Source organism: Pedobacter frigidisoli (assembly GCF_032678525.1).
Taxonomy (GTDB): domain Bacteria; phylum Bacteroidota; class Bacteroidia; order Sphingobacteriales; family Sphingobacteriaceae; genus Pedobacter; species Pedobacter frigidisoli_A.
Genome location: NZ_JAVTSE010000001.1, coordinates 396287 through 419809, shown reverse-complemented (window position 1 = coordinate 419809; position 23523 = coordinate 396287). Strand labels below are relative to the sequence as shown.

At 41.7% G+C, this 23523-nt stretch carries 21 protein-coding genes and 2 tRNA genes; 7 read left to right on the top strand and 16 right to left on the bottom strand.

Annotation, left to right across the window (positions count from 1 at the left end; all coding sequences use genetic code 11):
- Nucleotides 1-80: 80 nt before the first annotated feature.
- From R2Q80_RS01775 to R2Q80_RS01740, 8 genes are all read right to left on the bottom strand, one after another.
- Nucleotides 81-1112, bottom strand: coding sequence for a GntR family transcriptional regulator (locus R2Q80_RS01775; protein WP_316797945.1), 1032 nt, complete (start codon nucleotides 1110-1112; stop codon nucleotides 81-83).
- Nucleotides 1113-1157: 45 nt separating this feature from the next.
- Nucleotides 1158-2543: an FGGY-family carbohydrate kinase gene (locus R2Q80_RS01770; RefSeq protein WP_316797944.1), complete on the bottom strand. Its 1386-nt coding sequence runs from the start codon at nucleotides 2541-2543 to the stop codon at nucleotides 1158-1160.
- Between the two features lie 17 nt (nucleotides 2544-2560).
- Entirely contained in the window at nucleotides 2561-3841 is a 1281-nt protein-coding gene (locus R2Q80_RS01765) for a TIM barrel protein (protein WP_316797943.1), read from the bottom strand.
- A gap of 153 nt (nucleotides 3842-3994) precedes the next feature.
- Nucleotides 3995-6115, bottom strand: coding sequence for a bifunctional aldolase/short-chain dehydrogenase (locus R2Q80_RS01760; RefSeq protein ID WP_316797942.1), 2121 nt, complete (start codon nucleotides 6113-6115; stop codon nucleotides 3995-3997).
- Nucleotides 6116-6143: 28 nt separating this feature from the next.
- Nucleotides 6144-7238, bottom strand: a complete 1095-nt coding sequence (gene rhaT / locus R2Q80_RS01755; RefSeq protein ID WP_316797941.1) for an L-rhamnose/proton symporter RhaT — start codon at nucleotides 7236-7238, stop codon at nucleotides 6144-6146.
- A gap of 291 nt (nucleotides 7239-7529) precedes the next feature.
- Nucleotides 7530-7997, bottom strand: coding sequence for a nucleoside triphosphate pyrophosphohydrolase family protein (locus R2Q80_RS01750; protein ID WP_316797940.1), 468 nt, complete (start codon nucleotides 7995-7997; stop codon nucleotides 7530-7532).
- 104 nt (nucleotides 7998-8101) lie between these two features.
- Complete coding sequence (locus R2Q80_RS01745) at nucleotides 8102-8821, bottom strand: LytTR family DNA-binding domain-containing protein (RefSeq protein WP_316797939.1); 720 nt, start codon at nucleotides 8819-8821, stop codon at nucleotides 8102-8104.
- A gap of 26 nt (nucleotides 8822-8847) precedes the next feature.
- Nucleotides 8848-9855, bottom strand: a complete 1008-nt coding sequence (locus tag R2Q80_RS01740) for a sensor histidine kinase (protein ID WP_316797938.1) — start codon at nucleotides 9853-9855, stop codon at nucleotides 8848-8850.
- Nucleotides 9856-10065: 210 nt separating this feature from the next.
- On the opposite strand from R2Q80_RS01740, the gene R2Q80_RS01735 reads away from it, so the two are divergent.
- Complete coding sequence (locus R2Q80_RS01735) at nucleotides 10066-12471, top strand: outer membrane beta-barrel family protein (protein ID WP_316797937.1); 2406 nt, start codon at nucleotides 10066-10068, stop codon at nucleotides 12469-12471.
- 21 nt (nucleotides 12472-12492) lie between these two features.
- Here R2Q80_RS01735 and R2Q80_RS01730 read toward each other — a convergent pair whose 3' ends face one another.
- The 4 genes from R2Q80_RS01730 to R2Q80_RS01715 form a co-directional block, all read right to left on the bottom strand.
- Complete coding sequence (locus R2Q80_RS01730; RefSeq protein WP_316797936.1) at nucleotides 12493-12975, bottom strand: GNAT family N-acetyltransferase; 483 nt, start codon at nucleotides 12973-12975, stop codon at nucleotides 12493-12495.
- A gap of 304 nt (nucleotides 12976-13279) precedes the next feature.
- The gene (locus R2Q80_RS01725; protein WP_316797935.1) at nucleotides 13280-14113 is read right to left on the bottom strand and encodes a hypothetical protein; all 834 of its coding nucleotides are present in this window, start codon (nucleotides 14111-14113) and stop codon (nucleotides 13280-13282) included.
- Nucleotides 14106-14663 carry a hypothetical protein gene (locus tag R2Q80_RS01720; protein WP_316797934.1) on the bottom strand — a complete coding sequence of 186 codons (558 nt, stop codon included), beginning with the start codon at nucleotides 14661-14663 and terminating at the stop codon, nucleotides 14106-14108. The genes R2Q80_RS01725 and R2Q80_RS01720 overlap by 8 nt, the downstream gene beginning before the upstream one ends.
- 76 nt (nucleotides 14664-14739) lie before the next feature.
- Nucleotides 14740-15924: a hypothetical protein gene (locus R2Q80_RS01715; protein WP_316797933.1), complete on the bottom strand. Its 1185-nt coding sequence runs from the start codon at nucleotides 15922-15924 to the stop codon at nucleotides 14740-14742.
- 141 nt (nucleotides 15925-16065) lie between these two features.
- Between R2Q80_RS01715 and R2Q80_RS01710 the strand changes: the two genes are divergently transcribed.
- The 3 genes from R2Q80_RS01710 (at nucleotide 16066) to R2Q80_RS01700 (ending at nucleotide 17929) form a co-directional block, all read left to right on the top strand.
- Nucleotides 16066-16683 carry a S24 family peptidase gene (locus R2Q80_RS01710; RefSeq protein WP_316797932.1) on the top strand — a complete coding sequence of 206 codons (618 nt, stop codon included), beginning with the start codon at nucleotides 16066-16068 and terminating at the stop codon, nucleotides 16681-16683.
- A gap of 218 nt (nucleotides 16684-16901) precedes the next feature.
- On the top strand, nucleotides 16902-17261 hold the full coding sequence (locus tag R2Q80_RS01705) for a hypothetical protein (protein ID WP_316797931.1): 360 nt from the start codon (nucleotides 16902-16904) through the stop codon (nucleotides 17259-17261).
- A gap of 65 nt (nucleotides 17262-17326) precedes the next feature.
- Nucleotides 17327-17929, top strand: coding sequence for a hypothetical protein (locus R2Q80_RS01700; protein WP_316797930.1), 603 nt, complete (start codon nucleotides 17327-17329; stop codon nucleotides 17927-17929).
- 39 nt (nucleotides 17930-17968) lie between these two features.
- Here the strand turns inward: R2Q80_RS01700 and R2Q80_RS01695 are convergent, their stop codons facing one another.
- From R2Q80_RS01695 to R2Q80_RS01685, 3 genes are all read right to left on the bottom strand, one after another.
- Nucleotides 17969-19576 (bottom strand): S41 family peptidase, encoded by a 1608-nt coding sequence (locus R2Q80_RS01695; protein WP_316797929.1) that lies wholly within the window; start codon nucleotides 19574-19576, stop codon nucleotides 17969-17971.
- A 236-nt stretch (nucleotides 19577-19812) separates the two neighbouring features.
- Nucleotides 19813-19885 (bottom strand) — tRNA-Phe (locus tag R2Q80_RS01690).
- A 127-nt stretch (nucleotides 19886-20012) separates the two neighbouring features.
- Nucleotides 20013-20085: transfer RNA gene (locus R2Q80_RS01685), tRNA-Phe, on the bottom strand.
- A gap of 219 nt (nucleotides 20086-20304) precedes the next feature.
- On the opposite strand from R2Q80_RS01685, the gene R2Q80_RS01680 reads away from it, so the two are divergent.
- Together R2Q80_RS01680 and R2Q80_RS01675 are read left to right on the top strand one after the other, a co-directional pair.
- Nucleotides 20305-21600: a (Fe-S)-binding protein gene (locus R2Q80_RS01680; RefSeq protein WP_316797928.1), complete on the top strand. Its 1296-nt coding sequence runs from the start codon at nucleotides 20305-20307 to the stop codon at nucleotides 21598-21600.
- 36 nt (nucleotides 21601-21636) lie between these two features.
- On the top strand, nucleotides 21637-22425 hold the full coding sequence (locus tag R2Q80_RS01675) for a (Fe-S)-binding protein (protein ID WP_047798175.1): 789 nt from the start codon (nucleotides 21637-21639) through the stop codon (nucleotides 22423-22425).
- A 53-nt stretch (nucleotides 22426-22478) separates the two neighbouring features.
- On the opposite strand, the gene R2Q80_RS01670 is transcribed toward R2Q80_RS01675, so the two are convergent.
- A complete protein-coding gene (locus tag R2Q80_RS01670) occupies nucleotides 22479-22955 on the bottom strand; it encodes a hypothetical protein (protein ID WP_316797927.1) in 477 nt (158 codons plus the stop codon).
- Nucleotides 22956-23005: 50 nt separating this feature from the next.
- Here R2Q80_RS01670 and R2Q80_RS01665 point away from each other — a divergent pair, with 50 nt between their 5' ends.
- Nucleotides 23006-23485, top strand: coding sequence for an ABC transporter ATPase (locus R2Q80_RS01665; protein ID WP_316797926.1), 480 nt, complete (start codon nucleotides 23006-23008; stop codon nucleotides 23483-23485).
- Nucleotides 23486-23523: the final 38 nt, after the last annotated feature.

Here is a 23523-nt window from a genome sequence, read left to right as displayed (position 1 = left end):
AGGCAATCGATTAAATAAATCTGCGTCATCTGCGAAATCTGTGGGAAAAACAATCTGCATAGATTTGTGAAATCTGCAGGCTACAAAGACTTCCTCAAATTCAAGTAAAACGGCACTTCTATTTTTCCTGTTTTACCGCTTAACACAAATTCAGCCGCCTGCGATCCAAGCGCGGTGAAATCTGTAGAAATGGTGGTAATGCCATCCAGGATAATTCTCTTGAGCGGGGTTTCATTATAGGAAATTACACCAACATCCTTACCTATAGTAAGCTTCTGAACAATTAACCGCTCAATCAGGGTAACCAGGTCATCCTCCATTAAATTGATGTAAACTTCTCCAACACTTATCTCTTCCTCTTTTATATTGTGAATTACCTTGTGATTAAAAGCATATTGCTGGCAAAAACGATAAAAACCAGTTAATATCTCATGGGGGAAATAACTGTTTTTAGGGAAAATGATTTTAAGGGTATTATAATTTGATAAACGTTCCAGGGCCTGCTCCAGTGCAGCGTAAATATCCTGGGCAAAGTTTTCATAGGCTGCAGCAAAATCACCGGTTATGCCCGGTAAAATTTTATCCAGCATCACCAGCTTTTCTTTCGGTATGGTATTGATGATTTCATGTGCATTTTCACCCCCCTCCAGAAAGTGGGGAATGATCACAAAGTGGGTATACTCTTCCAGCTTGGTGGTGATCATCTTTTTAAAAAGCACGTAATCGTTGTTGTAGATGTAGAAATCTATCGCTGCGCGTTCGCCAATCGACTTGGTGAAGGCATCATAAATAATTTTCTTGTGGGTGCTGAGTTTATTAAAAAGAAGGCACACCTTTAATTTTCTGGAGAAATCGGTATTGACAATGAAGTAACCTTTCCCGGGAACAGAATCTACCACGCCGATTTTCCTCAGGTTCCTATAGCCTTTTTCCGCGGTATCTCTCGACATTTCCAAACTAAAGCTCAGCTCATTAATTGACGGCAACAAACTGCCCTGTTTCAACTTGCCGCTTTCAATAGCGCCCAGAATGGCGTTGGTAAGCTGCTTATATTTTGGCGTCGATGAATATTCATCGATCTGGATGCAGGAAATTAAGTCGTCGGGTTTCAAATCAATATCGCTTTTTCGAATATAGCAATAATCCTTTAAGGCTAATTAGAAATTTACAGTTCGTTCTATGGCAGAATAATATTTCAGGTTAATCATATCCGTTGGTGCGGGGTTTGAGTTCCATGCATCATTAATCGCCAGCGCCGTGCCAATGGCAGTTGCCTGTGAAACCGAAGAAGCATACACCTCGACATCGGGAATGGAAGTAGCCAGCAGGTGCATGTAAATCGCATTTTTACCAAAACCTCCATCAACAAACACCCTACGTACCCCCTCATTCAGCACGAGTTTTAAAGAATAGATCTGTTGTTTTACCAGATCGAATATCAGCTGATGGTAGGCCTCTTCAGCAGTCTGGAAAAGATTCAGGTCTCTGTCGCCAAAAGCAGATGTAGCTGAAAACTCATGTTGTGGCTGCTGGTTTTCAGGAATCTTGTTGGCCAGCTTTAAAATCAAGCCAGGATTAAACTTCAGGTGCTTAAACAAATAAGCTGCACGGTTAAAATGCTCTGCAATGCGCTTCAGCTGTACCTCATGTTCATAGCCTGCAAAAATACGGGAAGCTTTAATGGGTTTGCCCTGAAAGTGCATATAACACAAACAATCTTGTTCAAGCTCTTCCCTGCTTAACGGATTTTGATTAAAGGGGTTTAAACTGATACACCAGGTGCCTGTAGAGATTAATACAAAAGGGGTATTAAAATTGGCCAGGTAAGGAATCAGGGCAGCAGAGCTGTCGTGCAATCCTACACCGACATTGAAGCTGACACCTTCAAAACTGGTTTTGGCGGTTGAATCCGCCGGTGTAAACATCCCGAATTTCTCTTCAATCTGTTCAGCACTTACCCACTGGTGATAGGCACTTTTATTAAAATCCCAAAGCTGGGTATGGCAGCCTATACTGGTGATATCGGCTACAGCCTTACCGGTAATTAAATAGCTTAAATACTGCGGGAGGTGCAGCGCCCATTTTACCTTTCCAAAAATATCAGGCTGTTCATGTTTTAAACGGTAAATCTGCATACCCGAGTTCAAGCTGCCTAATATAGGCGAGGCCGTTTCTAATGAAATCTTCTCCTCGCCACCATATTTTGCATAGAATTCCTTTTTCAGGTCTTCAGGGTACTCTTTCAGGTAATTGTAAAGCGGTGTTAAAGGTTCTCCATTTTCATCGAGATAAACAAAGCTGGCCCCATAGGTAGAAAAGTTAACCGCTTTGATATCGAATTCTTTCATCTGTAAAACCTGATTCAATGAATCATAAACAGAAGATTTAAGGCTTTCCAGATTTTCACAGGGTTCCCCGTCTTCATCTACAGTTTCAACAAAACGGGCAGACCTTTCGAAGACGATCTGATAATTTTCATCAATGAGAAATAGTTTTTTGTTCGTTTTCCCAACGTCAAATATCGCAATAACAGGCTTTGGCATTTTTCTTTCCTCTTCGATTATAAACCTGTAGCAACAGTATTTCCGCGTTGATCAACTAAATTTTTTCTTACCGATAAATCACGGTATAAAGTAATTGGCGACAATGCCGCACCAGCTCTTAAACGTGCTTCGGCAACCAATGCCCTTAAATCGCTGCGGAAAGTATGTTGTAAAATTTCCTGTGCCTTAGCTACATCGTTATTGTCCTGCGCTTCATTTAAAGCTTTACGGTCTACCAGTAAAGCCTGTGCATAGGCAATCATGATGGCTTCTACAGATTGTAATAAATCTTCAAGAGGATCTTTCACATTGTGTGATGCATCAATCATCCATCCTAAATCTTTCGCATGGTTCATTCCTTTTGCATCCATCCCTTCAACCAGCTCGTTAAAGATGAGAAACAACTGGTAAGGTTTAATGCTTCCGGCCGTTAAATCGTCATCACCATATTTAGAATCATTAAAGTGGAAACCACCAAGTTTTCCTTCCATTAGCAACAAGGCCACAATTTGTTCAATGTTGGCGTTTGGTAAATGGTGACCTAAATCAACCAGCGTATAAGCTTTTTTACCCAGCTTGCTTGCGTATAGTAAAGATTGCCCCCAATCACCAACTGTAGTGGAATAAAAGTTGGGTTCAAAGGCTTTGTACTCAACAAAAATCTTCCAGTGCTCAGGAAGAGCTGCATAAATCTCGTGTAAACTTTCTAATGTATTTTCAAAAGCCTTGCGGAAATTCAGCTGACCAGGGAAACAAGATCCATCTGCCAGCCATACGGTTAAGGCATCAGAACCTAAATCTATACCGTGTTTAATCACTTCGATATTGTGCTCAATAGCTTGTTCACGTACAGCTTTGTTTACATTCTGTAATGAACCGAATTTATAGCTGTGCGCTGAACCAGCCTGGTCCTGAAAAGTATTTGAATTCATGGCATCGAATTTCAAACCATAACTCGAGGCCAGACTTTTTAAGCTTGTTGCATTTTGTGGGATATCCCACGGAATGTGAAGCGATATCGCACCACTTGCGCCGTTAAGGGCGTGTAATAAACCAACATCTTCAATTTTCTCTTCAATGGTACGCGGTTCGCCACCTGTAATTGCAAAACGTCCGAAACGTGTACCTCCGGTACCTAGTGCCCAGGAAGGAATAGCAATTTGAAAATCAACCAGTTTTTGGATTACGCTTTCCAGATCAACGTGCGACCAGTCTTCTTTTAAAAAATTTAATTTGCGCTGATGTGAACTTACTAAAGAGTCGTTATGTTTTTCAATTTGGATCTGCTCGATATTCATGAGGATATTTGGTTTTGTTTAGGTTAAAATTTCTGACGATAACGCCGCCATTCTGTGCCATCAAACTGATATGGTAATAAGCACATTACAAGCCATTTCCAGTCTGTGGCGAACCACAGACCAGGATAACAACTTACTAAAACTAATTTAAATTTATCGTACAAATGCCATGGCTACTCCGCCATCAACATTCAATACGTTTCCAGTTGATTTCTGCAGTAAGCCGCCTACAAAAGCGAAACATGCATTGGCAATGTCATCTGGTAAAATAATCTGATTCAACAAAGTACGTTTTGCGTAATAAGCAGGCAATTCTGCAACCGTGATACCATAAGCTTTTGCACGGCCTTCTGCCCATCCGCCAGCCCAGATATTACTATCGCTGATTACTGCATCAGGGTTTACCACGTTTACACGGATATTGTCTGCACCAAGCTCCGCAGCATTTAACCTGCTTAAGTGTAGCTGTGCTGCTTTCGCGCTGCCATAGCCAGCATTATTTGGTCCGCTTACCAGCGAGTTCTTACTTACAATATTAATGATATCTCCACCAATATCCTGTTTTTGCATCGTTTTTGTTGCAGCCTGAGTGATAAAAAACTGACCTTTAACTAAAACATCATATAACAAATCCCAGTCTTTCTCTGTATGGTCGCCAATAGTTTTGGAAATAGACAAGCCGGCATTGTTCACAATAATATCAACACCGCCAAAGGCCAGTGCCGCAGCATCGAACGCGCCGTCAATGTCTTCCTGACTAGTTACGTTTAATATGGCTGTACTGTAAGAATCTTTACCGAATTGTTTTGCGAACTCCGCGCCAGCTTCTTCCAAGCGCTCCGCATTCATATCGTTTAAAATCACTACACCACCTTCAGCTACAAACTTCTTTGCAATGGCTTTACCTATTCCGCCAGCACTTCCAGTAATTAAAGCAATTTTACCAGTAAGGGGTTTCGGTTTTGGCATACGCTGTAACTTCGCTTCCTCCAATAACCAGTATTCGATGTTGAAAGCTTCCTGGTGAGGCAAAGAAGTATATTCAGAAACCGCCTCAGCGCCTTTCATTACATTGATGGCATTGATATAAAATTCTGCAGCAACCCTTGCCGTTTGTTTATCTTTAGAGAAAGTAAACATTCCGATACCAGGGTATAAAATCACTACCGGATTGGTATCGCGGATAGCAGGGCTATTCGGATGTTTACAGGTTTCATAATAATCGGTATACATGGCACGGTAAGCCTCGAAAGCCGGCAATAACTTTTCCTTTATTGCTTTGGTATCCGAAAGATCTGCATCTGCACTAAGATCCAGTACCAGCGGACTGATTTTAGTTCTCAGGAAGTGATCGGGACAACTGGTACCCATTGGCGCCAAGCGGCCAAGATCATTGGAGTTAATGAATTCCAATACACGTGAATCATCAGTAAAGTGACCAATCATGTGTTGTTTTGATGAACATAGACCACGCAAAACCGGAGCTAATGTAGCCGCTTGTTTTTTACGTTGATCAGCTGCTGCGCTTTCGATTTTCTGACCACCGAAAACAGGTCCTTTTTTACCATAGTTTTGCTCCAGGTAATCCGAACAGATTTCGATAACTTCCAGCGTATTCAGGTAACTTTCGTATGCCGTATCGCCCCAGGTAAATAAACCATGAGAACCCAGCATAATACCACGAATTCCCGGGTTTTCATCCAGACATTGTTTCAATTGCAATCCCAGTTCAAAGCCTGGTTTTTTCCATTCTACCCAGCCAATGGTTCCTCCAAAAAGCTCCTGGGTGATTTTTTTACCGTCTTTTGCCGCCGCAATTGCAATGGCTGCATCCGGATGCAGGTGATCGATATGTGCAAATGGCAAAAAGCCGTGAAGCGGTGTATCGATTGATGGCGCCTTTGAGCTTAAATCGTAAATGCAGTGGTTAAACAATTCAACCATTTCATCTTCATGCTCTACACCCCGGTAAATATTTTTTAAACTACGCAAACGATCTACATAAAGTGCAGCTAAGCCACTTTTCTTTAAGGTACCTAAATCGCCACCTGAACCTTTTACCCACATTACTTCGGTTTCTAAACCTGTAAGCGGATCTTTCTCTGTTAATTTACATGATGTATTTCCACCGCCATAATTGGTTAAGCGCAAATCTGCACCCAATAAATTAGAGCGATAAATTAACAATGCAACTTCATCTCCAGCCAGTTTTGCGGCTTCTTCTTCGTTCCACAAATAGCTTACGTGCTTATAACTTTTTGTTTCGATTGACATTATATTCTGTTTATTTTTTTTTTATGATTTAACCTTTAATTGAATTACCGTAACCCACAATCAATACCGAGATAATGATGGTAATGATTCCTGTGATTACCGTGATTAATGTTTTCTTTGATACACCTTTCCATTCTTTCAAAACCAGGCCCCATACGTTGGCAATGAGGATAATGAAAGCCATGTGTAATATCCAGCTGCTGGCACCATTACCCATTTTGCTTTCGCCCATTCCGTAGAAAAAGAATTGCAGAAACCAGGTGGTACCTGCCAGCGCAGAGAATATATAATTTTTTAATAGTGGCGTTGTTTTGTTGGTATAATCGCCAAATGTCTTGTTTCTAGCATTCAGGATCATGCACCAGATAAAATTGGTGGTAAGTCCGCCCCATAGTACAATCACATAGGTCACGTTATTGGAGAAAAGGAAATTTCCGGTTTCGGAAGGGTTTGCGGCTTTCCAGATCGCATTCGCGGCATCGGCCATTGGCTTACCTGCCTCAATACCAAAATTGAAACAGGCACTCAGCACACCTGAAACAATCCCTACGAATAAACCCAGTCCGAATTTATATTCGGTTTTAACCGTAAGGCCATGCGGATCGGTTACATCTGCTTTGATTTCACGCTCCTTCAGCATACCTGCTCTTCCGCAGATGACGATTCCCAGTACGCATACCAACAGGCCCAGCATCACCATGCGGCCCCAATCGGTGTTCAAGAACATAGTAAAGGTGTCTTTACCTGCCTGAGGAAACACATCAAAATAGATGGATGGCAGAATGGAGCCCAGCACCATACACAAACCCAGGATGATGCTGCTTCCCAGTGAAACACCAAGGTAACGCACACCAAGTCCGTAGGTTAATCCTCCAATACCCCATAACACGCCAAAGAAATAGGCCAGCGCAAGGGTTTTCCCTTCTGCAGAGGCGATAATATCAGTAAAATTTGGAATCGTTAAGTAAGCGGCCAAAGGCGGAACGATAAGCCAGGAGAAAATGCCCCCAACAATCCAGTAACTTTCCCAGGCCCAACCTTTAACTTTTTTATATGGAATATAGAAACTACCCGACGCGAAACCGCCGATGAAATGGAAAAATACGCCTAAAATTGCTTGCATGCTCTCGTTTTGATATTTGGTTGGTCTAAAATATAAAATGAAGCAATGAGTACTGTTATGCACTGTTATGGAAGCGGAGGCGGTAGCTGAGATGGGAGAGGTTAGATATGGGATGGTAGATTCGTTAATCTCGGTAAATATTCTCCCGCAGATTTCGCTGATTCCCGCAGATCTCTTAAATTCATGAGCAAAAAAATAATCTGCGTCAATTCGCGTAATCTGCGGGAAACAACTAAACAAAAAAAAAGCCAGCAAATCTGCTGGCTTATGAAATATCCTGTTTGAAACTTATTAAATCAAATGCGATTTCAAATCTGCCGGCGAATAATTAACCGACTTCAATGTCTTATCATCTGCTTTTCTGAAAACCAGAAACAACCCATCTACTTCCTTGTAATAAGATTCAGTCTGGTCTTTATCAAAATAATGTTTAATCGTTTGCTCCGCTTCCTCAACAGTTTTGCAGGCTTTACTCATGTTAGAGCGGTGAACCTCATCAAATAAAGTTTTAAACTTTTCACCCAGGCCAAACTCATGAATAGCACCAGCAAGTACGTATTGCAAATCACATAAAGCATCTGCAACTTCTACCAGGTCGTCATTTTCAACCGCTTCCTGCAACTCTTTTAATTCTTCCGCTAGCAAGGCAATCCTTAAATTGGCACGTTGTCTGGATGGAATAACCGGCGATTCCAGAATAGGATGTTTGAAAGTAGTATGAAATTCAGCAACCTGATTTAAAGAATTTGTTTCCTGCATAATTTGTTCGATTTTTCTAGAGCACAAAAATAAAAAATTATTCCATCTATCTCATGACTCATATCTAACATCTCATGTCTCACATATCAGGTCTCGCATCTCTCCTACTTGCGCTCCCTGATTACTTTAAAAAACTCTTCTTTGTACGTCTCTCCAACCGGTATAGATTGGTCGCCGATGTAGAGCGTGTTGCCATCTACCATTTTAATCTTATCCAGGGAGATGATGTAAGATTTGTGTACGCGGTAAAACGGAGGTTTAGGCAAATCATTTTCCAGCTCGCGCAAAGACTGATAAGTAATAATCCGCTGTGACGCCGTATACACAGAAACATAATTCTTTAAGCCCTCAATGTACAGGATATCATCATAGTTGACTTTGATAAATTTATTTTTGGTTTCCCCTTTAATAAAGATAAAGTCGCTGGTAGCAGAAGCAACAGGCGCAACAATTACTTCATGCTGTGGCGGAGAAAGAATTTGTTGCGCTTTCAGCGCTGCCTTGTAAAAACGCTCATAAGAAATGGGTTTGAGTAGGTAGTCAACCACATCCAGTTCAAAACCCTCCAGGGCATATTCGGGATAAGCGGTAGTTAAAATGACCTTACACTTGCCGCCACAGATTTTCAGAAACTGAATGCCTGTTAGTTCGGGCATCTGTATATCCAGAAAAACAAGATCTACTTTCCCTTCCTGCACCATATTTAATGCTTCGAAAGCATTTGTGGTGGTGCCTACGAGCTCCAGGAATGGTGTTTTATTGATAAAGGCAGCAATGATATCTGAGGCGTAAGATTCATCATCAACAGCTAAGCAACGGATCATATTTATTTTAATTAAGGCGGGTAAATTTAAATATTTAGTACTAAAGTGGTTTTGTAGGTATTGCCGTTATTGGAAACCAGTAGCTCATGCTGCTCCGGATAAATCAAGTTTAACCTTCTCTGCAGGTTAACCAAACCTACCCCACTGGAATGGTCTTTTTGTGCACGGCTGATTTTATTGCTGACTTCAAAACTTAAGCGTTTCCCTACCACCCTTAATTTAATACGGACAGGAGATTTTTCATCATTTACCACACCATGTTTAAAAGCATTTTCCACAAAGGGAATCAGCATCAAAGCCGCAACCTTTTGGTCGGTTACCCCCTCAATAAGGAAGTCGACAAAAAAATGAGGTTCAAAGCGCATCTTGAATAAAGCTATATAGCTTTCCAGGTATTCCACCTCTTTGTCTAAGCTTACCTTTCCATCCGGGCTTTCGTGCAACGTATAACGCATCAGATCCGACAATTTCAAAACCGCGTTCGCCAGCTTGTCGGAAACCGGAATAGCCAGAGAGTACACATAATTCAGCGTGTTATACAAAAAGTGTGGATTAATCTGCGACTTTAAAAACATCAGTTCGGCCTTTACCACTTCATCTTTGAGTTTGAGGTTCATGCGTTCTGTTTTAAAGCTCATATCTATACCGTACACCGCAGCAGGAACAACCACAAAAGCAATACTCCAGTAAATATTATCTGAAATGTAAGCCCAGGCGGTAGTATCATCGCTGTAATTGTGGATGTTAAACCATTTTAAATACAGCACTTCCTCAATGGTGTACCTGATAGCTATAAAAGCTGCCATAGCGAATATGATTCCTGCAACCAGTTGTACCACTTTATCCCGTTTAAGAAATTTAGGGTATACCCACAAATAACAAATATAAAACTGAACTAATTGCGTAAAGTTCATGGATATGTTAAAGGCCGCCCGGTTAAAGCTAATGCCATTCAGGAGTGCGCCCCCATACAGGTAGCCCAGTACCAGCAACCAGCAAACAATATGTATCAGAATGGTTTTAATTTTTTTCATGTTTTAAAACTAAATAAAGCTTTTGGCTGGATAAATCTTCTTATTCCAAACCTAATAAAAATTATCCCAACACCCGGTTTCGGGGGATCAAACCATAAAAGTATAATGTTTTGGGTTGGGATAATATTTTGAGGCCTTGGTATCATTTTATTTTACTGCACAGGCAACGTTTGCACTTTTGAAGCGTCAATTAAACACAACCATATGAACATGTTCTCTAAAACATTCAGCACGCTTTTACTTTTCTTCATGTATTTTCAGGTAAGCGCTCAAACCTTTAAGGTAAACGGATTAATCACCGATCAAAATAAAAAGGCATTGGATTACGCCTCGGTTTCACTAATCAGGTTGCCCGATTCAGTGTCAATGGGCTTACAGTCGACCAACAAAGACGGCGTTTATGAATTCAGTACTGTAAAACCAGGAAAATATCTGATTAAGGCTTTGATGATTGGTTACCAGAAAAACCGTTCTGCTACCTTCGAAATCAATAAAGAAAATTTTCAGGTTCCTGCGATCAGTCTGGCTGATCAATCTACAAATCTGAAAGAAGTGAACATCGTTTCAAAAATGCCGGTAATCGATCAGAAGGCCGACCGTACCATTGTAAACGTGGAGCAAATGAATACTGCCGGAGACAATGCCCTGGAAGTCATCAGCAGGGCGCCGGGAATTAGGCTTGATAAAGATGAGAATATCATTATGAAAGGAAAAAGTGGCGTTAATGTAATGATTGATGGAAAGTTAAGCTACATGAGCGGCGCCGAACTGACTACCTACCTGAAGTCGCTTCCCGGATCTGTGCTTAGTAAAATCGAACTGATTTCAAACCCACCGGCCTCGTTCGATGCTGCAGGAACGGGCGGTTTCATCAACATTAAGCTGAAAAGAAATAAGATGGAAGGTACCAATGGTAACGCCAACCTTGGTGGCGGTTATGGGAAATATGAAAAAATCTATGGTGGGGTCAACCTGAACCATAATGCTGGAAAGCTGAGCAGCTATGTCCGGCTAAATGCAGGTCACTATAATTCTTTTAACCGCTTAACCTTGAACCGGACAATCGCAAATGAAACTTTTAATCAGGTGAATTTCTGGCACCCCATTACCAATAGCTTAAACTATTCAGCAGGGGCAGATTATTTCATTAATGAGCGACATACCATCGGCTTAATGTTTAAGGGTTACAGCTCCCCTGTTAAAACCAACGTTTACAGCAATTCTCCAAATTACAATGCCCAAGGCGTTAAACAGGGTGAGGTAAACATGGTTAACCCTCAGGATAACGGATCAGACAACCATGCCTTAAATTTCAACTACCGCTTCAAAATTGATACCACAGGTAAAGAACTTGGTTTTGACGCTGATTATGTGAACTACACGAACGACAGGGTTTCTTCTTTTACCAATACCTATCTGGATGGAAATGGCAATTTAACCGCCCCGCCTGTTCAGCTTCGCGATAATGGCATGGGTGAAGTTTCTATCTATGCACTGAAATTAGATTATACCCACCCCTTCACAAAAAACCTGAAGCTGGAAGCTGGTTTAAAAAGCAGCTGGGTAAAATCCATGAGCGACGTTCAGTTTGATTCGCTGAAAACTGCGGGGTGGATTAATGACCCGAGAAGAACCAATCTATTCAGCTATAATGAAAACATCAATGCAGGCTACGTTTCGCTTAATCAAAGTTTTAAGACGTTTGATTTTAAAATTGGGGCCCGTATAGAGCAAACGAGGGGAAATGGCTTCTCTTCGGGTTCCAAAACCAGCATTAAGCGAAACTACTGGAAGCTTTTTCCCAATGTTTCAGCACTGTATAAAATCAACAAAGACAATCAGCTTGCCGCATCCTACCGTAAAAGCATCAATCGCCCATCGTACAGCAGTTTAAATCCATTTGCCTTTTATTCCGATCCATATACGGCACTTCAGGGCAACCCACTTTTACAGCCTTCTTATGCAGATAACTTTGAAATGAATTACAACCTGAAAAATTTCAGGGTTTTAACCGTAAGCTATTCAACGGTAAACGGCTCACAATCTAATGTCATTTATCAGAACGATGCCAGCAAAGAAAGTATCAGTCGCCCTGAAAACCTGAATAAGGAAACGAGTTTATACTTTGCTACGGGCAGTCCGTTTGATGTGGTTAAATGGTGGAACAACAATACAGAATTGTCTGCCTCTTATAATAAAATTACCTCCCCTGTTCAGGGCTCAGGTTATAATGTTTCCAAATGGAGCTGGGGCGTAAGCAGCGACAATACTTTTACCTTGCCCAAAAACTATTCCTTAACACTGTATGGTTATTATGAAGCACCTTCAGTTTCTGGCCTGTACCGTAACCTGGAAAACTACGTTGTAAGTGTGGGCGCCAAAAAAACTTTCTGGAAAAAAAATGCAACCCTTTCGGTACGACTAAATGATGTATTTGCTACTGGTAAGTTCAGGGCTAACCTGGCTTACAATAACATTAATACTTACTGGCAAAATGAATGGGAAAACCGGAAAATCTCTGTAAATCTGAGCTATAAATTCGGCACTATGAAAATTAAAACTGCCCGCAGCAGGAGAACAGGAACTGGTGAAGAAGAAAACAGAGTTGGGGGATAAGGGTTAGATACTCCCCCCTTCCTAAAGCACCAGCAGCATCCATACATTACAGGCAAAGTGCCCTGAATTGCCTAGTGCTGCCGAAAGTCTTTTAAAACCTGCTTTCTCATACATGGAAATTGCCGTAGTAAGTTCGGGGAAAGATTCCAGGTAAACTTCATTATAGCCAAAGTGCTGGGCAGATTCGATGCTTTTTTGCATCAGGGTTTTGCCCACGCCTTTACCCCTGGCCTGTGCGGAGGTATAGAGCTTTACCAGCTCCACACAACCTTCCGGCAAACCTTCCGTGGGATATATGCCACAACCTCCAATAATCTCCCCATCCTCTTCAGCGATCCAATATGCAGAGGCGCTGGTTTCAAATACGGTTGATAAATGATCGGTCGTCGGGTCGGTATAAACTGTTCCCGGCTTGTCGATCTTAAATTCCCGGAGAATAGTCCTGATCAGTTCTGCGAGCTTGAAATTATCTTTTTCTTGTATTTCCCGGTAAGTAATGGCCATGATTTTATTTTCCTCAAAAATAGGATTAACTTGCAGAGATCTAAACAAAATGTTCCAAAAACGTTTGAAAAGTCCAAACGATGAATTAGTTTATTCGATTCAATTAACTTTCACCTTCCGTTCGACCACAGTAGTAGGTTCGTAGTACCACGGCAGATAACTCACTTGCATTTTCCTTGGACATTCCTTGCACATTCCTTGGGTCTTGTTTGGGTAAAATCAAGTAAAACCCAGCCCAAACCCATTTAAACCCGCTTTTTGGCGCAAGAATCCCCTTAAACCTGGCAAGAAGGCTGTTTTTTTATTATGAAGTTGTAATTACCTGTACGCTCAATAGCTGATTGCTACCCAACCATTCCACTAACTTATCCCTCATATACACCACATCATTCAGCTCCACACTAAAATCATCTTCATACCGAAAACCCAGATAGGAACTTTGCAGCAGCGCCAGGTATTGGAGCTCCTTTCTTTCTTTCTCATGAAAAATTTGTCGAACCTCCGGAAAATAAAAACTCACCGTTTTACGCAGGTCCGGCAACTGGTGGCTCCGGATTTCTTTGCCCCAGAATACCAAACCAACTAAGCGGTACAGTTGCTCACAACTTTGATGGAGCATAAAGGCAGCCAGCGTCAGTTTATTGGATTTAATGAGCTCCGTCGCTGTTTCCATGAAGTCATTGATTCTGGCAAAAATCATATTCAGATAGGCCTCGGTATTAAGCATTGCTTCTTCAATCAACTCTTCCGAAGTTTCCGGTAGTTGATGCGCTTCGGCTTTCAGGTAAATGCATTGACTACTGCCACATTCTCTGGAGAAAAATGCATGTCCCCGGGTTAAATGATCATTGAGCAATCCATAGGTCTGATAAAGGATTTCTACCTCAGGGTGATCAAGGGTGATAAAAGATAAAATCCGTTTGGTTTCATCTATCACCTGATATTTGAACTTATCCAACACCACAATTAAGCGTATGGTCTGTCCCGCTGGCCTGCATCTGAATATACAGGAGACCGGGATAACCGTTACCAAAAGCATTACAAACTTTTTAACAGCTGCTTCTTTCTGCCTGGCGGTAAGCGCTTTGACAGGGGCTGCTTTGATTGTCGAAAGGTTTTCCTCCACGTTACTACTCATTTTCGCCCTCCTTTTTTCTTTTCATGTTTTGAACCGCTTGAGGAACAACCAGGATAAAGCTAAGTTCAAGGATTTTTTCAAGTTCCTTCAGCAGAGGAAACCCGTATTTATTGTCGATCATCGCCAGACAATCGTCTTTAAATAAACCAAAATATAACCATTCCGTTAATCCATACCTCAGTTTGGTAATATTCCCAAGAGTAACGATTGGTGTGAGTGCTTTTAAAGGATTCTTCATTTCTTTCTTTTTAAGCCTCAGGAGTTGGTATTCTTTATATCCCTTATCTTTTTCCTTAATGTTTCGCGCCCACACCCTCATAATCCAATCGCCAAAAGTCGGTTCGCTATCGCTGTAACTTACTTCGGGAACATAAGGGAGCTGCTGCGTAGTGATTAAGTAACAGGCCTGCAGCAGCTGAGTAAGTTGCTGGTGAAGGTAAACCAGCGGTCCTGCCTTTTTGATTTTAAGTCCGTTCGCCATACACGCATTATGCCACTTACGCAGTTCAGTTCTATATGCATGCAAGCTTGCGCCGTGATAAAATTCCATGATCTGACGGTAGGGATTCATCTCCATATGTGGCTCCAGCAGTAAGGGGCAAGTATCTTCAAACCGGCTTTTACTTTTATTTTCCATTTTCCACCTCCTCTCTCTTCATTCCTTTAGTTTGAAGTACGACGAGCACAAAGCACAACTCCACCAGTTTTTCCAGCTTTTCAAAGAGCGGGAAACCAAAGGTATCATCGGCCAGTGCCAGCGGATCGCCGTCGGTTCCTGCATAATAAAGCCATTCCTTTAATCCATACCGCATCTCCTTAATACTTTCCAAATCTACCAAAGGGGCAAGCGCTTCAAGCGGATGCTGGATTTCCGCGGCAGTGAGTACGGTTAGCTCATATTCCTTAATCCCGGTATAATCTTCTTCCAATTGTCGTTCCCTCACCCCTTGAATCCAGTCGCCAAAAGTAAATTTGTTTGAACAATACTCCTTTTCCTGTCGGTAGGGAAGCTGATGTTCGACAATCAGGTGTGCCGCCTGTATCAACAGCGTTAGCCGCTCGAAACTATAGTTCATATCACCAGGCTTCAGGTGAACACCATCCGTCATACAGGCTTTCAGCCATTCGCGTAAGTCTCTGCGGGCGCCATGGAGGCTTGCTCCCTCAAAAAACGCAATGACCTGTAGGTAAGGATTGCGAAGCATATCTCCACTCAACAGATAGGGACAAGTATCTTTAAGAGTCATCCGGCGGGGATTCTGGTAAGCCGTCTCTGATAAACGTTCTTTAATCAAAAATGTAGCCTCAATCAGTTTGCGGATATTGTGGAGTAATGGAAACAGGAGTTCACCAAGTTCATTACATTCAGTAGCCAGTAAACTATATTTAAACCATTGGGCTAGTTTCGCTTTTAACAGTTTTAACTTTCCTTTGTCTTCAATAAACCCCAGACACAGCGAGGGATTTTGCCTTTCTTTTTCATTGAGATATCTGGTCTGGTAAGAGATACCATCATTTTCCAGGAAAAGCTCGTACCGGCTTAGGGTTGATAATGTCACCAGGCGCTGTTCTCCTTTTGCTACTGCTTTTTTAAAACGGTAAGCTGCATCAAACAGATCAACAAGGTTATCATAAAATAACATTGTTCGCGATAATTGCTCCGCTTCAGGTAGGTAATCAGGAACGATGAGCATTTGTAACCAATCGTCCAGGAAGTCGATTTCGCAGGCAACCCCATCCCAGCTGCTGAAGCTTACAAAAGTGTACAGGAATGGAAAATCATCCATTTTGATTTCATCATTGCGTTTCATAATCATTTGTTTATATCACATTTTAATTATCTTGCGGGATGATAGTTTAAACATACAAAGAATAATTAGATTATCTAATAATAATTAGAAAAAGTTATTAACATACTTATGCTTTCTGAAAATCAGCGTCTTAAAATCCTTATGGATAAGCTCGGCTTTAAAACTCAAAAGGATTTTGCTTCCGGTTTAAATCTGGAACCTGGCACAATCTCTCCCATGATTAGCGGAAAAAGGCCTATTACGAACCCATTTAAAGAACGGCTTGATTTTAAGTTCAATGTGAACATTAACTGGCTCGAAACAGGAGAAGGTGAGCCTTTTCTAAAAAAAGGCCCCGTCGTATCCGAATCCAAGGAAGGCGTGCCTTACTTCAACGTGAGCCTCTCTGATCATGACATCCGTTCTTTTGGTGATGAACAGGCCGAATACTTTGTCAACTATAAACCTTTCAACGATTGTACCTGCTACCTTCCGGTATATGGCGACAGCATGTACCCTAAATATGCCTCAGGCGAAATCATTGCCGTAAGGGAAATTACCAACTTTGAAATACTACAATGGGGCGAAGCTTATGTCATCATGACGGATGAGAAAGCAAATCACCTGCGGAGTATCAAACTGATACACCAGCACAGCGATGAAAATAAACTCATCCTCCGTTCATCGAACCCTAATTTTAAAGGAGATACGGTCATCGCAAAGAAAAGCATCACGGCCTTGTATCTTATCAAGGGAAAGATAACGCGCAATTTGATTTAGTTAGCTGCGAAATAATTTTACCACTTGAGATATTTTAGGATTCGGATTTCTTGCCAACTAAGACACTTCAGCATAATCAAGACCACTTCGTAAAAGTCAGGGTCGGAAATTCAATTGTGTTAGCCTGCAAATCATAAGGTTCACCATCCGTCTTGTATATTCAGGAAACGAAATCAAACAAAAACCTCGTTGAACGTATTTATATAAAAAAGTAAATTATGGAAAACGAGGAAAAAAATATCGATCAGAAAGATAATCAACCAAAACCTACCGACGATGCGCAATTGGAAATTGAAACCGTTGTACCTTCTACACATGAGAAAAAAGTGAGTGAGGCTGCGGATCAGGCGCCGGATAGTTCAGGAACCTCTGAAGACAAACCAAATAAGGCGGAGTCAGCTAAAGAGCAGGAAACACCAGCTGAAGATACACAAGCGGCTGAAGATACAGAATCAGCTGATAGTGCAAAACCTGCTGACAGTGGAGAAGAAACGTCCGATGACCAGTCTGACAAGGAAGGAAATGACGACGCTGATGATGAGCGTGACCAGATTGAAACCATCACGCCAAGTGCTTAAACCTTAAATTTTGTTAACCCACATTACCGCTGAAATAGTTTTAGTAATTTGGCGTTATGATTAACATGAAAAACACACTATTAGTTGGCTTTATTGCCTTAACCCTTTGGAGCTGTGGCATCAACAGGCAGGCGCAACAAATCAAAGCACTCGAAGATTGTAAATACCGCATCACTGGTGTGCAACAGGTGAGTATTGCCGGTACAGATGTAAAAAAACTGCTTAATGAGCAAAGCTTTAATCTGACGAGCCTACCTGGAGTTGCACTGGGTTTATTGAGAAAAGACATTCCGCTGCGAGCAAATCTTAACCTTGAAATATCAAATCCTTCAGGTAACCTGGCAGCTATTAACCAGTTTGAATATAAAATACTGGTGAATAATACCGATCTGGCAGAAGGGATAGTGAACCAGAATGTGAGTATTGCACAGGGACAAACCGTTACCGTTCCGGTTCAGCTCACCAGTAATATTTATGGGTTGGTTTCAAATGGCAATGTGTTTAACGACATCATCAAGGCCGCACAAAAAGGCGCTTCATCAAAAGATGAAAAGCTGGGACTGCTGACGATTAAGATCAAACCAACCTTTATGCTGGGCAATACACCCGTGAAGTACCCTGGTTACATCACCATCAATAAAGATATCAGCAGTAAAATATTGTTGTAAAACAAAGAATCCCGCTTCTGGCGGGATTCTTTGTTTTATTTAAAACTTCCTTTCAGGCCTGGCGAGCATTCCTTTAAAACCATTTTGATCCAGACTTTCTGCTACGGCTTTAATCTCAGCACTTGATAATTGCGCCGGCATAGTGGTCGATGAAACCTTTAAACTTGCTGTTTTAGCTGCAGTGGTGACAAAGCTGCCGCTCTTCGCATATAATAAGGCATAATATAGCAGCGTTTCGCTTTCATCACCCCAAGCCTTAGTAAGGTCTTCATAAGCTTCCTTATCTGGCGTAAGTCCCGAATAATATCCACCAGTACCAGCCTGATTTTTTGTTTCAAACTCCGGGATGTACATATCAAAATTCTCGATCCTTACCGGGAAAAAGCCAACCGGCTTGCCGTAGGTGGTGGTACCAATAATTTTTACGTCGAGCACCGGGCGAAGGTTATTAATGGTCAGCTCACTTGCCGATGCTGTAGATCCGGTAACCAGAAAATAGATCCTGCTTAAATCCAGTGATCCTGATTTGGCGAACTTCTCAATGTTATCAGAGGCTGTAGGCAAATAATTAAGATCTGCATAGGTGGCGTACTTACCATTTACCCCGGTGGTAAAAGTCTGCAGTTTTCCGGCAGCATCAAGCAGTGGCTGATGTACCAGAATAGATGCCTTCCTGGCGGCGGTCGTAGTCAACCCCTGCAGGTAACTATTGTAATAGTAAGTGAACATGGTTGTACCCGTTTTTCCTGCGGGTACAGCAAGGTTAGAGATTTGTGTAGCGGTGGAAACATAACCCCCGCCATTGTACCTTAAATCAACCACCAGCTCGGTTACACCCTGACTCGCAAAATCAGAGAAAGTGGTATTCAGTGCAGCGGTAACATTATTGGTAAAACTATTAAATACAATATATCCCACTTTTTTTGTGCCCACTGTATAAACATGGGTATATAAAATCGGGTTAACGGTATAGCTTGCGCTGGTAATCACAACGCTTTTTGACATTTTGTTTAAATCAGTAAAAGTTAAGCTTACACTTGCATTAGTACCAAAAATTGCACTATTCAAAAACGGAATAAGTGCCGTGTCATAAGTCAGATCCGTTCTTCCGTTGATACTGGTGATCTGACATCCCCTGGTCAACCCCTGCAATGCAGCAGGAGAATTCGGGTAAACATATTTCACACGCAAATCCGTCTTGGTATTATACATCACTGAAAATCCGTAGTCTGTAGAGGTACCATTCAAATCTGCCTTTAATACTCCGGTCCTTCCTGTAGTAGAGGTATAATCAAAAAACGAATATTTAGGCTCACTGGAAGTGCTAACATATTCGTAAGGCTTTCCGGTTGTTGGGTCAAGCGAATACTGGGTCATGGCATATAGCTCAGCATCGTTAGAGGCAAAAGCACGTGGCTTGAACACCTCGTAGGTAGGCAAAGAGCTATTCCAGTAGTAAAGCTCCTTCGCATACAAAAAGATAGAATCTTTGGTGAGTTCCGCGCGGGTGCCCGAAACAGCAGTTGTAGTAGTGGTAGTCGTTGTGGTAGTCACTTCAGGTGTCACTGAAGTTTTCTTGCACGACATTATAAAACCAATTCCGATAGTCGCCAGAATCAGTGTGCTCACTAGTTTATTATTCTTCATGTAGGTGGTGTATTTTCTTAAATACGTATTGATATCGACTTTGGTTGTTTGCAAAAGTAAAAACCCAAAACAACAACTCAATATACAAGTATTTATTATATTTAACCACCAATGTATCGGTGAATTAGCTAAATCTGTCGATTAAATGCTTTTGGATGTTGATAGATGATGACTGGGAATAAATAACGAGCGCGATAAAAACAAAAAAGCCTCTCATTTCTGAAAGGCTTTTAATGTGGTGCCACCTGGATTCGAACCAGGGACACAAGGATTTTCAGTCCTTTGCTCTACCGACTGAGCTATGGCACCGTTTGTTAAGGTCTGCAAATCTAAGATTCTTTTCTTCAAATGCAACACCTTTAAAAATTTATCTCTCCAATTCCATTAGAAAGCATTCCAAAAACAAAGCCTCACATCACTGAAAGGCTTTTGGAAGTGGTGCCACCTGGATTCGAACCAGGGACACAAGGATTTTCAGTCCTTTGCTCTACCGACTGAGCTATGGCACCTCCCGTTTGGGATTGCAAATGTAGTGTTCTTTTTCCAAAAGCAAAACTTTTTTTCGAATATTTCATTCAGCCGTTGATAATCAACAAATTAATTTTTATCTGCATCCTTAAATACTCCTTAGAATGAATACAAACAATAAATTTTAACTATTTTTTTATGCATGCATAGTATTTTATTTGGATTAATATCATAATTTAGCGTTAACAATCTAATTTTGCATGGTGGCTCAGATCCTTTTTCTAGTAATTACACTGGCAGCATCAGCGCTGTTTGCAGTGAATCTGCGTAAAATTATCCGCAACATTCGTTTAGGAAAACCGGCCGACCGTAAGGATCAGCCGCAGAAACGTTTAATGACCATGATTCGTGTGGCTTTTGGTCAGTCGAAAATGGTCGTTCGTCCAATCCCGGCATTTCTTCACTTTTTTGTGTACATCGGTTTTGTCATCATCAACATCGAAGTTCTGGAAATCATGATCGACGGTATATTTGGCACCCATCGTATTTTCCATGGTTTAGGTGGTTTATATAACTTCCTGATCGGGTCTTTTGAAATCCTTGCACTTACCGTTTGGGTATCCTGTGCGATTTTCCTGATCCGCAGGAATGTATTAAAGCTTAAACGGTTCAGGGGAGTAGAGATGACCAAATGGCCGAAGTCTGACGCCAACTACATTCTCTTCACTGAAATCCTTTTGATGAGTGCCTTCTTACTGATGAATGCGGCTGACGCAAAATTACAGGCATTGGGTTCGGGGCATTACATTGTTGCCGGTAATTTCCCGGTGAGTCAATACCTGATGAACTTGTTGCCTTCAACAGAAAATTTATTAGTGATTATTGAACGGAGTTGCTGGTGGTTTCACATCATTGGCATTCTAGCGTTTTTAAACTATCTCCCCTACTCAAAGCATTTCCATATTCTCTTTGCCTTTCCAAACACCTATTTTTCAAACCTGGAACCTAAAGGTGGTTTCACCAATATGGAATCGGTAACGAATGAAGTAAAGGCAATGCTCGATCCTTCTTTTGTTCCTGCTGAAACCGCTCCCGGTAAGTTCGGGGCTAAAGATGCGACCGACCTTTCCTGGGTAAACCTGATGAATGCCTATACCTGTACGGAATGTGGTCGCTGTACCTCCGTTTGTCCGGCGAACATTACAGGCAAGCTGCTTTCACCACGAAAGATTATGATGGATACCCGTGACAGGATTACCGAGATAGGGAAAAACATTGACAAAAACGGTGCGGAGCACGAGGATGGAAAATCGTTGCTTGATGATTATATTACCAGAGAAGAAATATGGGCTTGTACCAGTTGTAATGCCTGCGTGGAAGCCTGCCCGGTAAATATAGACCCACTGCAAATCATTACCGAGTTACGCCGCTTTGCAGTGATGGAAGAATCGCAGGCCCCGTCAAGCATCAATGCGATGATGGGAAACATTGAGAACAATCAGGCACCCTGGAAATACTCACCTGCCGATCGTTTTAACTGGGCAGAGGAAAATTAACCAGGTGATATTTAATACTAGATACTAGATAGAAAGATGGAATTTAAAGTACCCACAATGGCCGAACTAATGGCCGCAGGAGAAGAACCAGAAATATTATTTTGGGTGGGCTGTGCCGGAAGCTACGATGAGCGGGCGCAAAAAATCACCCGTGATATCTGTAAGATTTTGCATCATGTAGGCATCAAATATGCGGTACTCGGTACGGAAGAAAGCTGTACCGGTGACCCTGCAAAGCGCGCCGGAAACGAATTCCTTTTTCAAATGCAGGCTATGACCAATATCGAGGTACTCAATGCCTACAACATCAAAAAAATTGTTACCGGTTGTCCACATTGCTTCAATACCATCAAAAATGAATACCCCGGGCTGGGCGGCACCTACGAGGTAATCCACCACACGCAGCTCATCCAGGATCTGATTAATGAAGGCAAATTAAAAGCTGAAGGCGGCGAAAGCTTTAAGGGCAAAAAAATCACCTATCACGACCCTTGTTATCTGGGACGCGGAAACGGAATTTACGAAGCCCCACGTAAAGCTTTAGAAGTGCTGGATGCCCAGCTGGTAGAAATGAAACGCTGCAAAAGCAATGGCCTGTGCTGTGGTGCTGGCGGAGCACAAATGTTTAAAGAACCTGAGAAAGGTAAGAAAGACATCAATGTGGAACGCGTAGAAGAAGCGTTGGAAACTGCACCGGAATTCATTGCGGCAGGTTGTCCGTTTTGTATGACCATGCTGAGCGACGGGGTTAAACTAAAAGATAAGGAACAGGAAGTAAAAGTACTGGATATTGCAGAAATCACTGCAAGGGCAAACGGGCTTTAGCAGTGATGGTTGGGTGAGAGAATAGCCGAATGGGTGATGGAGTGAATTGGTCTTTAGGGGTTCATTGGTAACTTCGTAATTCGCTCCAGATTATCCCGGATGAGGTTCAAATCTTCTGCTTCCACATTCTTCAGGGGAATCATCAGTTGAGTCGTCATCGAATCCACATCCCCACCTTTGTCTTTATAGGTCTGCACGATAATGTCATCACCTTTGGTTTGGAGGAATAACTTACCTGCACTTGCGTCCCCCAGGTAGTTCATGTCTTTGAATTTAGATAATTTAAAGGCGAAATATTCTGTTTTACCGCTTTTAAAATAACGCTTGTACCGGCAAAAACCATTGTTAGTAACATTGAGCTCATAGGATTTAATCTGGCTGTTTTCCTGTGAAGCGTCGTAATGATCAACCAGTGTTTTTTGAAGAAATCCTGCATATTGCTCCATGGTTTCAGGATCAGAAAAAGCAAATAAACCTACACAGAATACCGAACAAAGCGACATTTTCAAGCCAAGTGTAAACTTTTTCATAGCGACAACGTTTTAATCACAGCAAATTAATTAAAATACTAAATTTGTATATGAGTTTTTCTCCACAATCCAGAGTTTGGGTATACCAAAGTGATCGCAAATTTACTTCTGCAGAAGAAAATCAGATTATCGATAAGTTAGGCATGTTTACCAGTCAGTGGAAGGCCCACGGCAATGAATTACTGGCAACTGCAGAAATCCGTTACGGTTATTTCATCATTCTGGTGGTAGACGAAGCTCAGGCAAATGTTACCGGCTGCTCTATCGACAGCTCGGTTCGATTGATTAAAGAAATTGAAGAGGAATATCAGGTTGATCTTTTTAACCGCTTTAACATGGCTTATAAGGTTAATGAGGATGTAGTGGTAACCAATAAAGAAGATTTCGAAACCCTGGTTAACATTAAACAGATCACTCCTGATACCATCGTATTCAATAACATGGTACAAACCCTTGCAGATCTTAACCAGAAGTGGGAAGTACCTTTCAAAGACAGCTGGCATTCTACTGTTTTTGCACATTTGCTTTAATACCTGTACCTTAGCATACAACCCTGGCGTATGTTAAT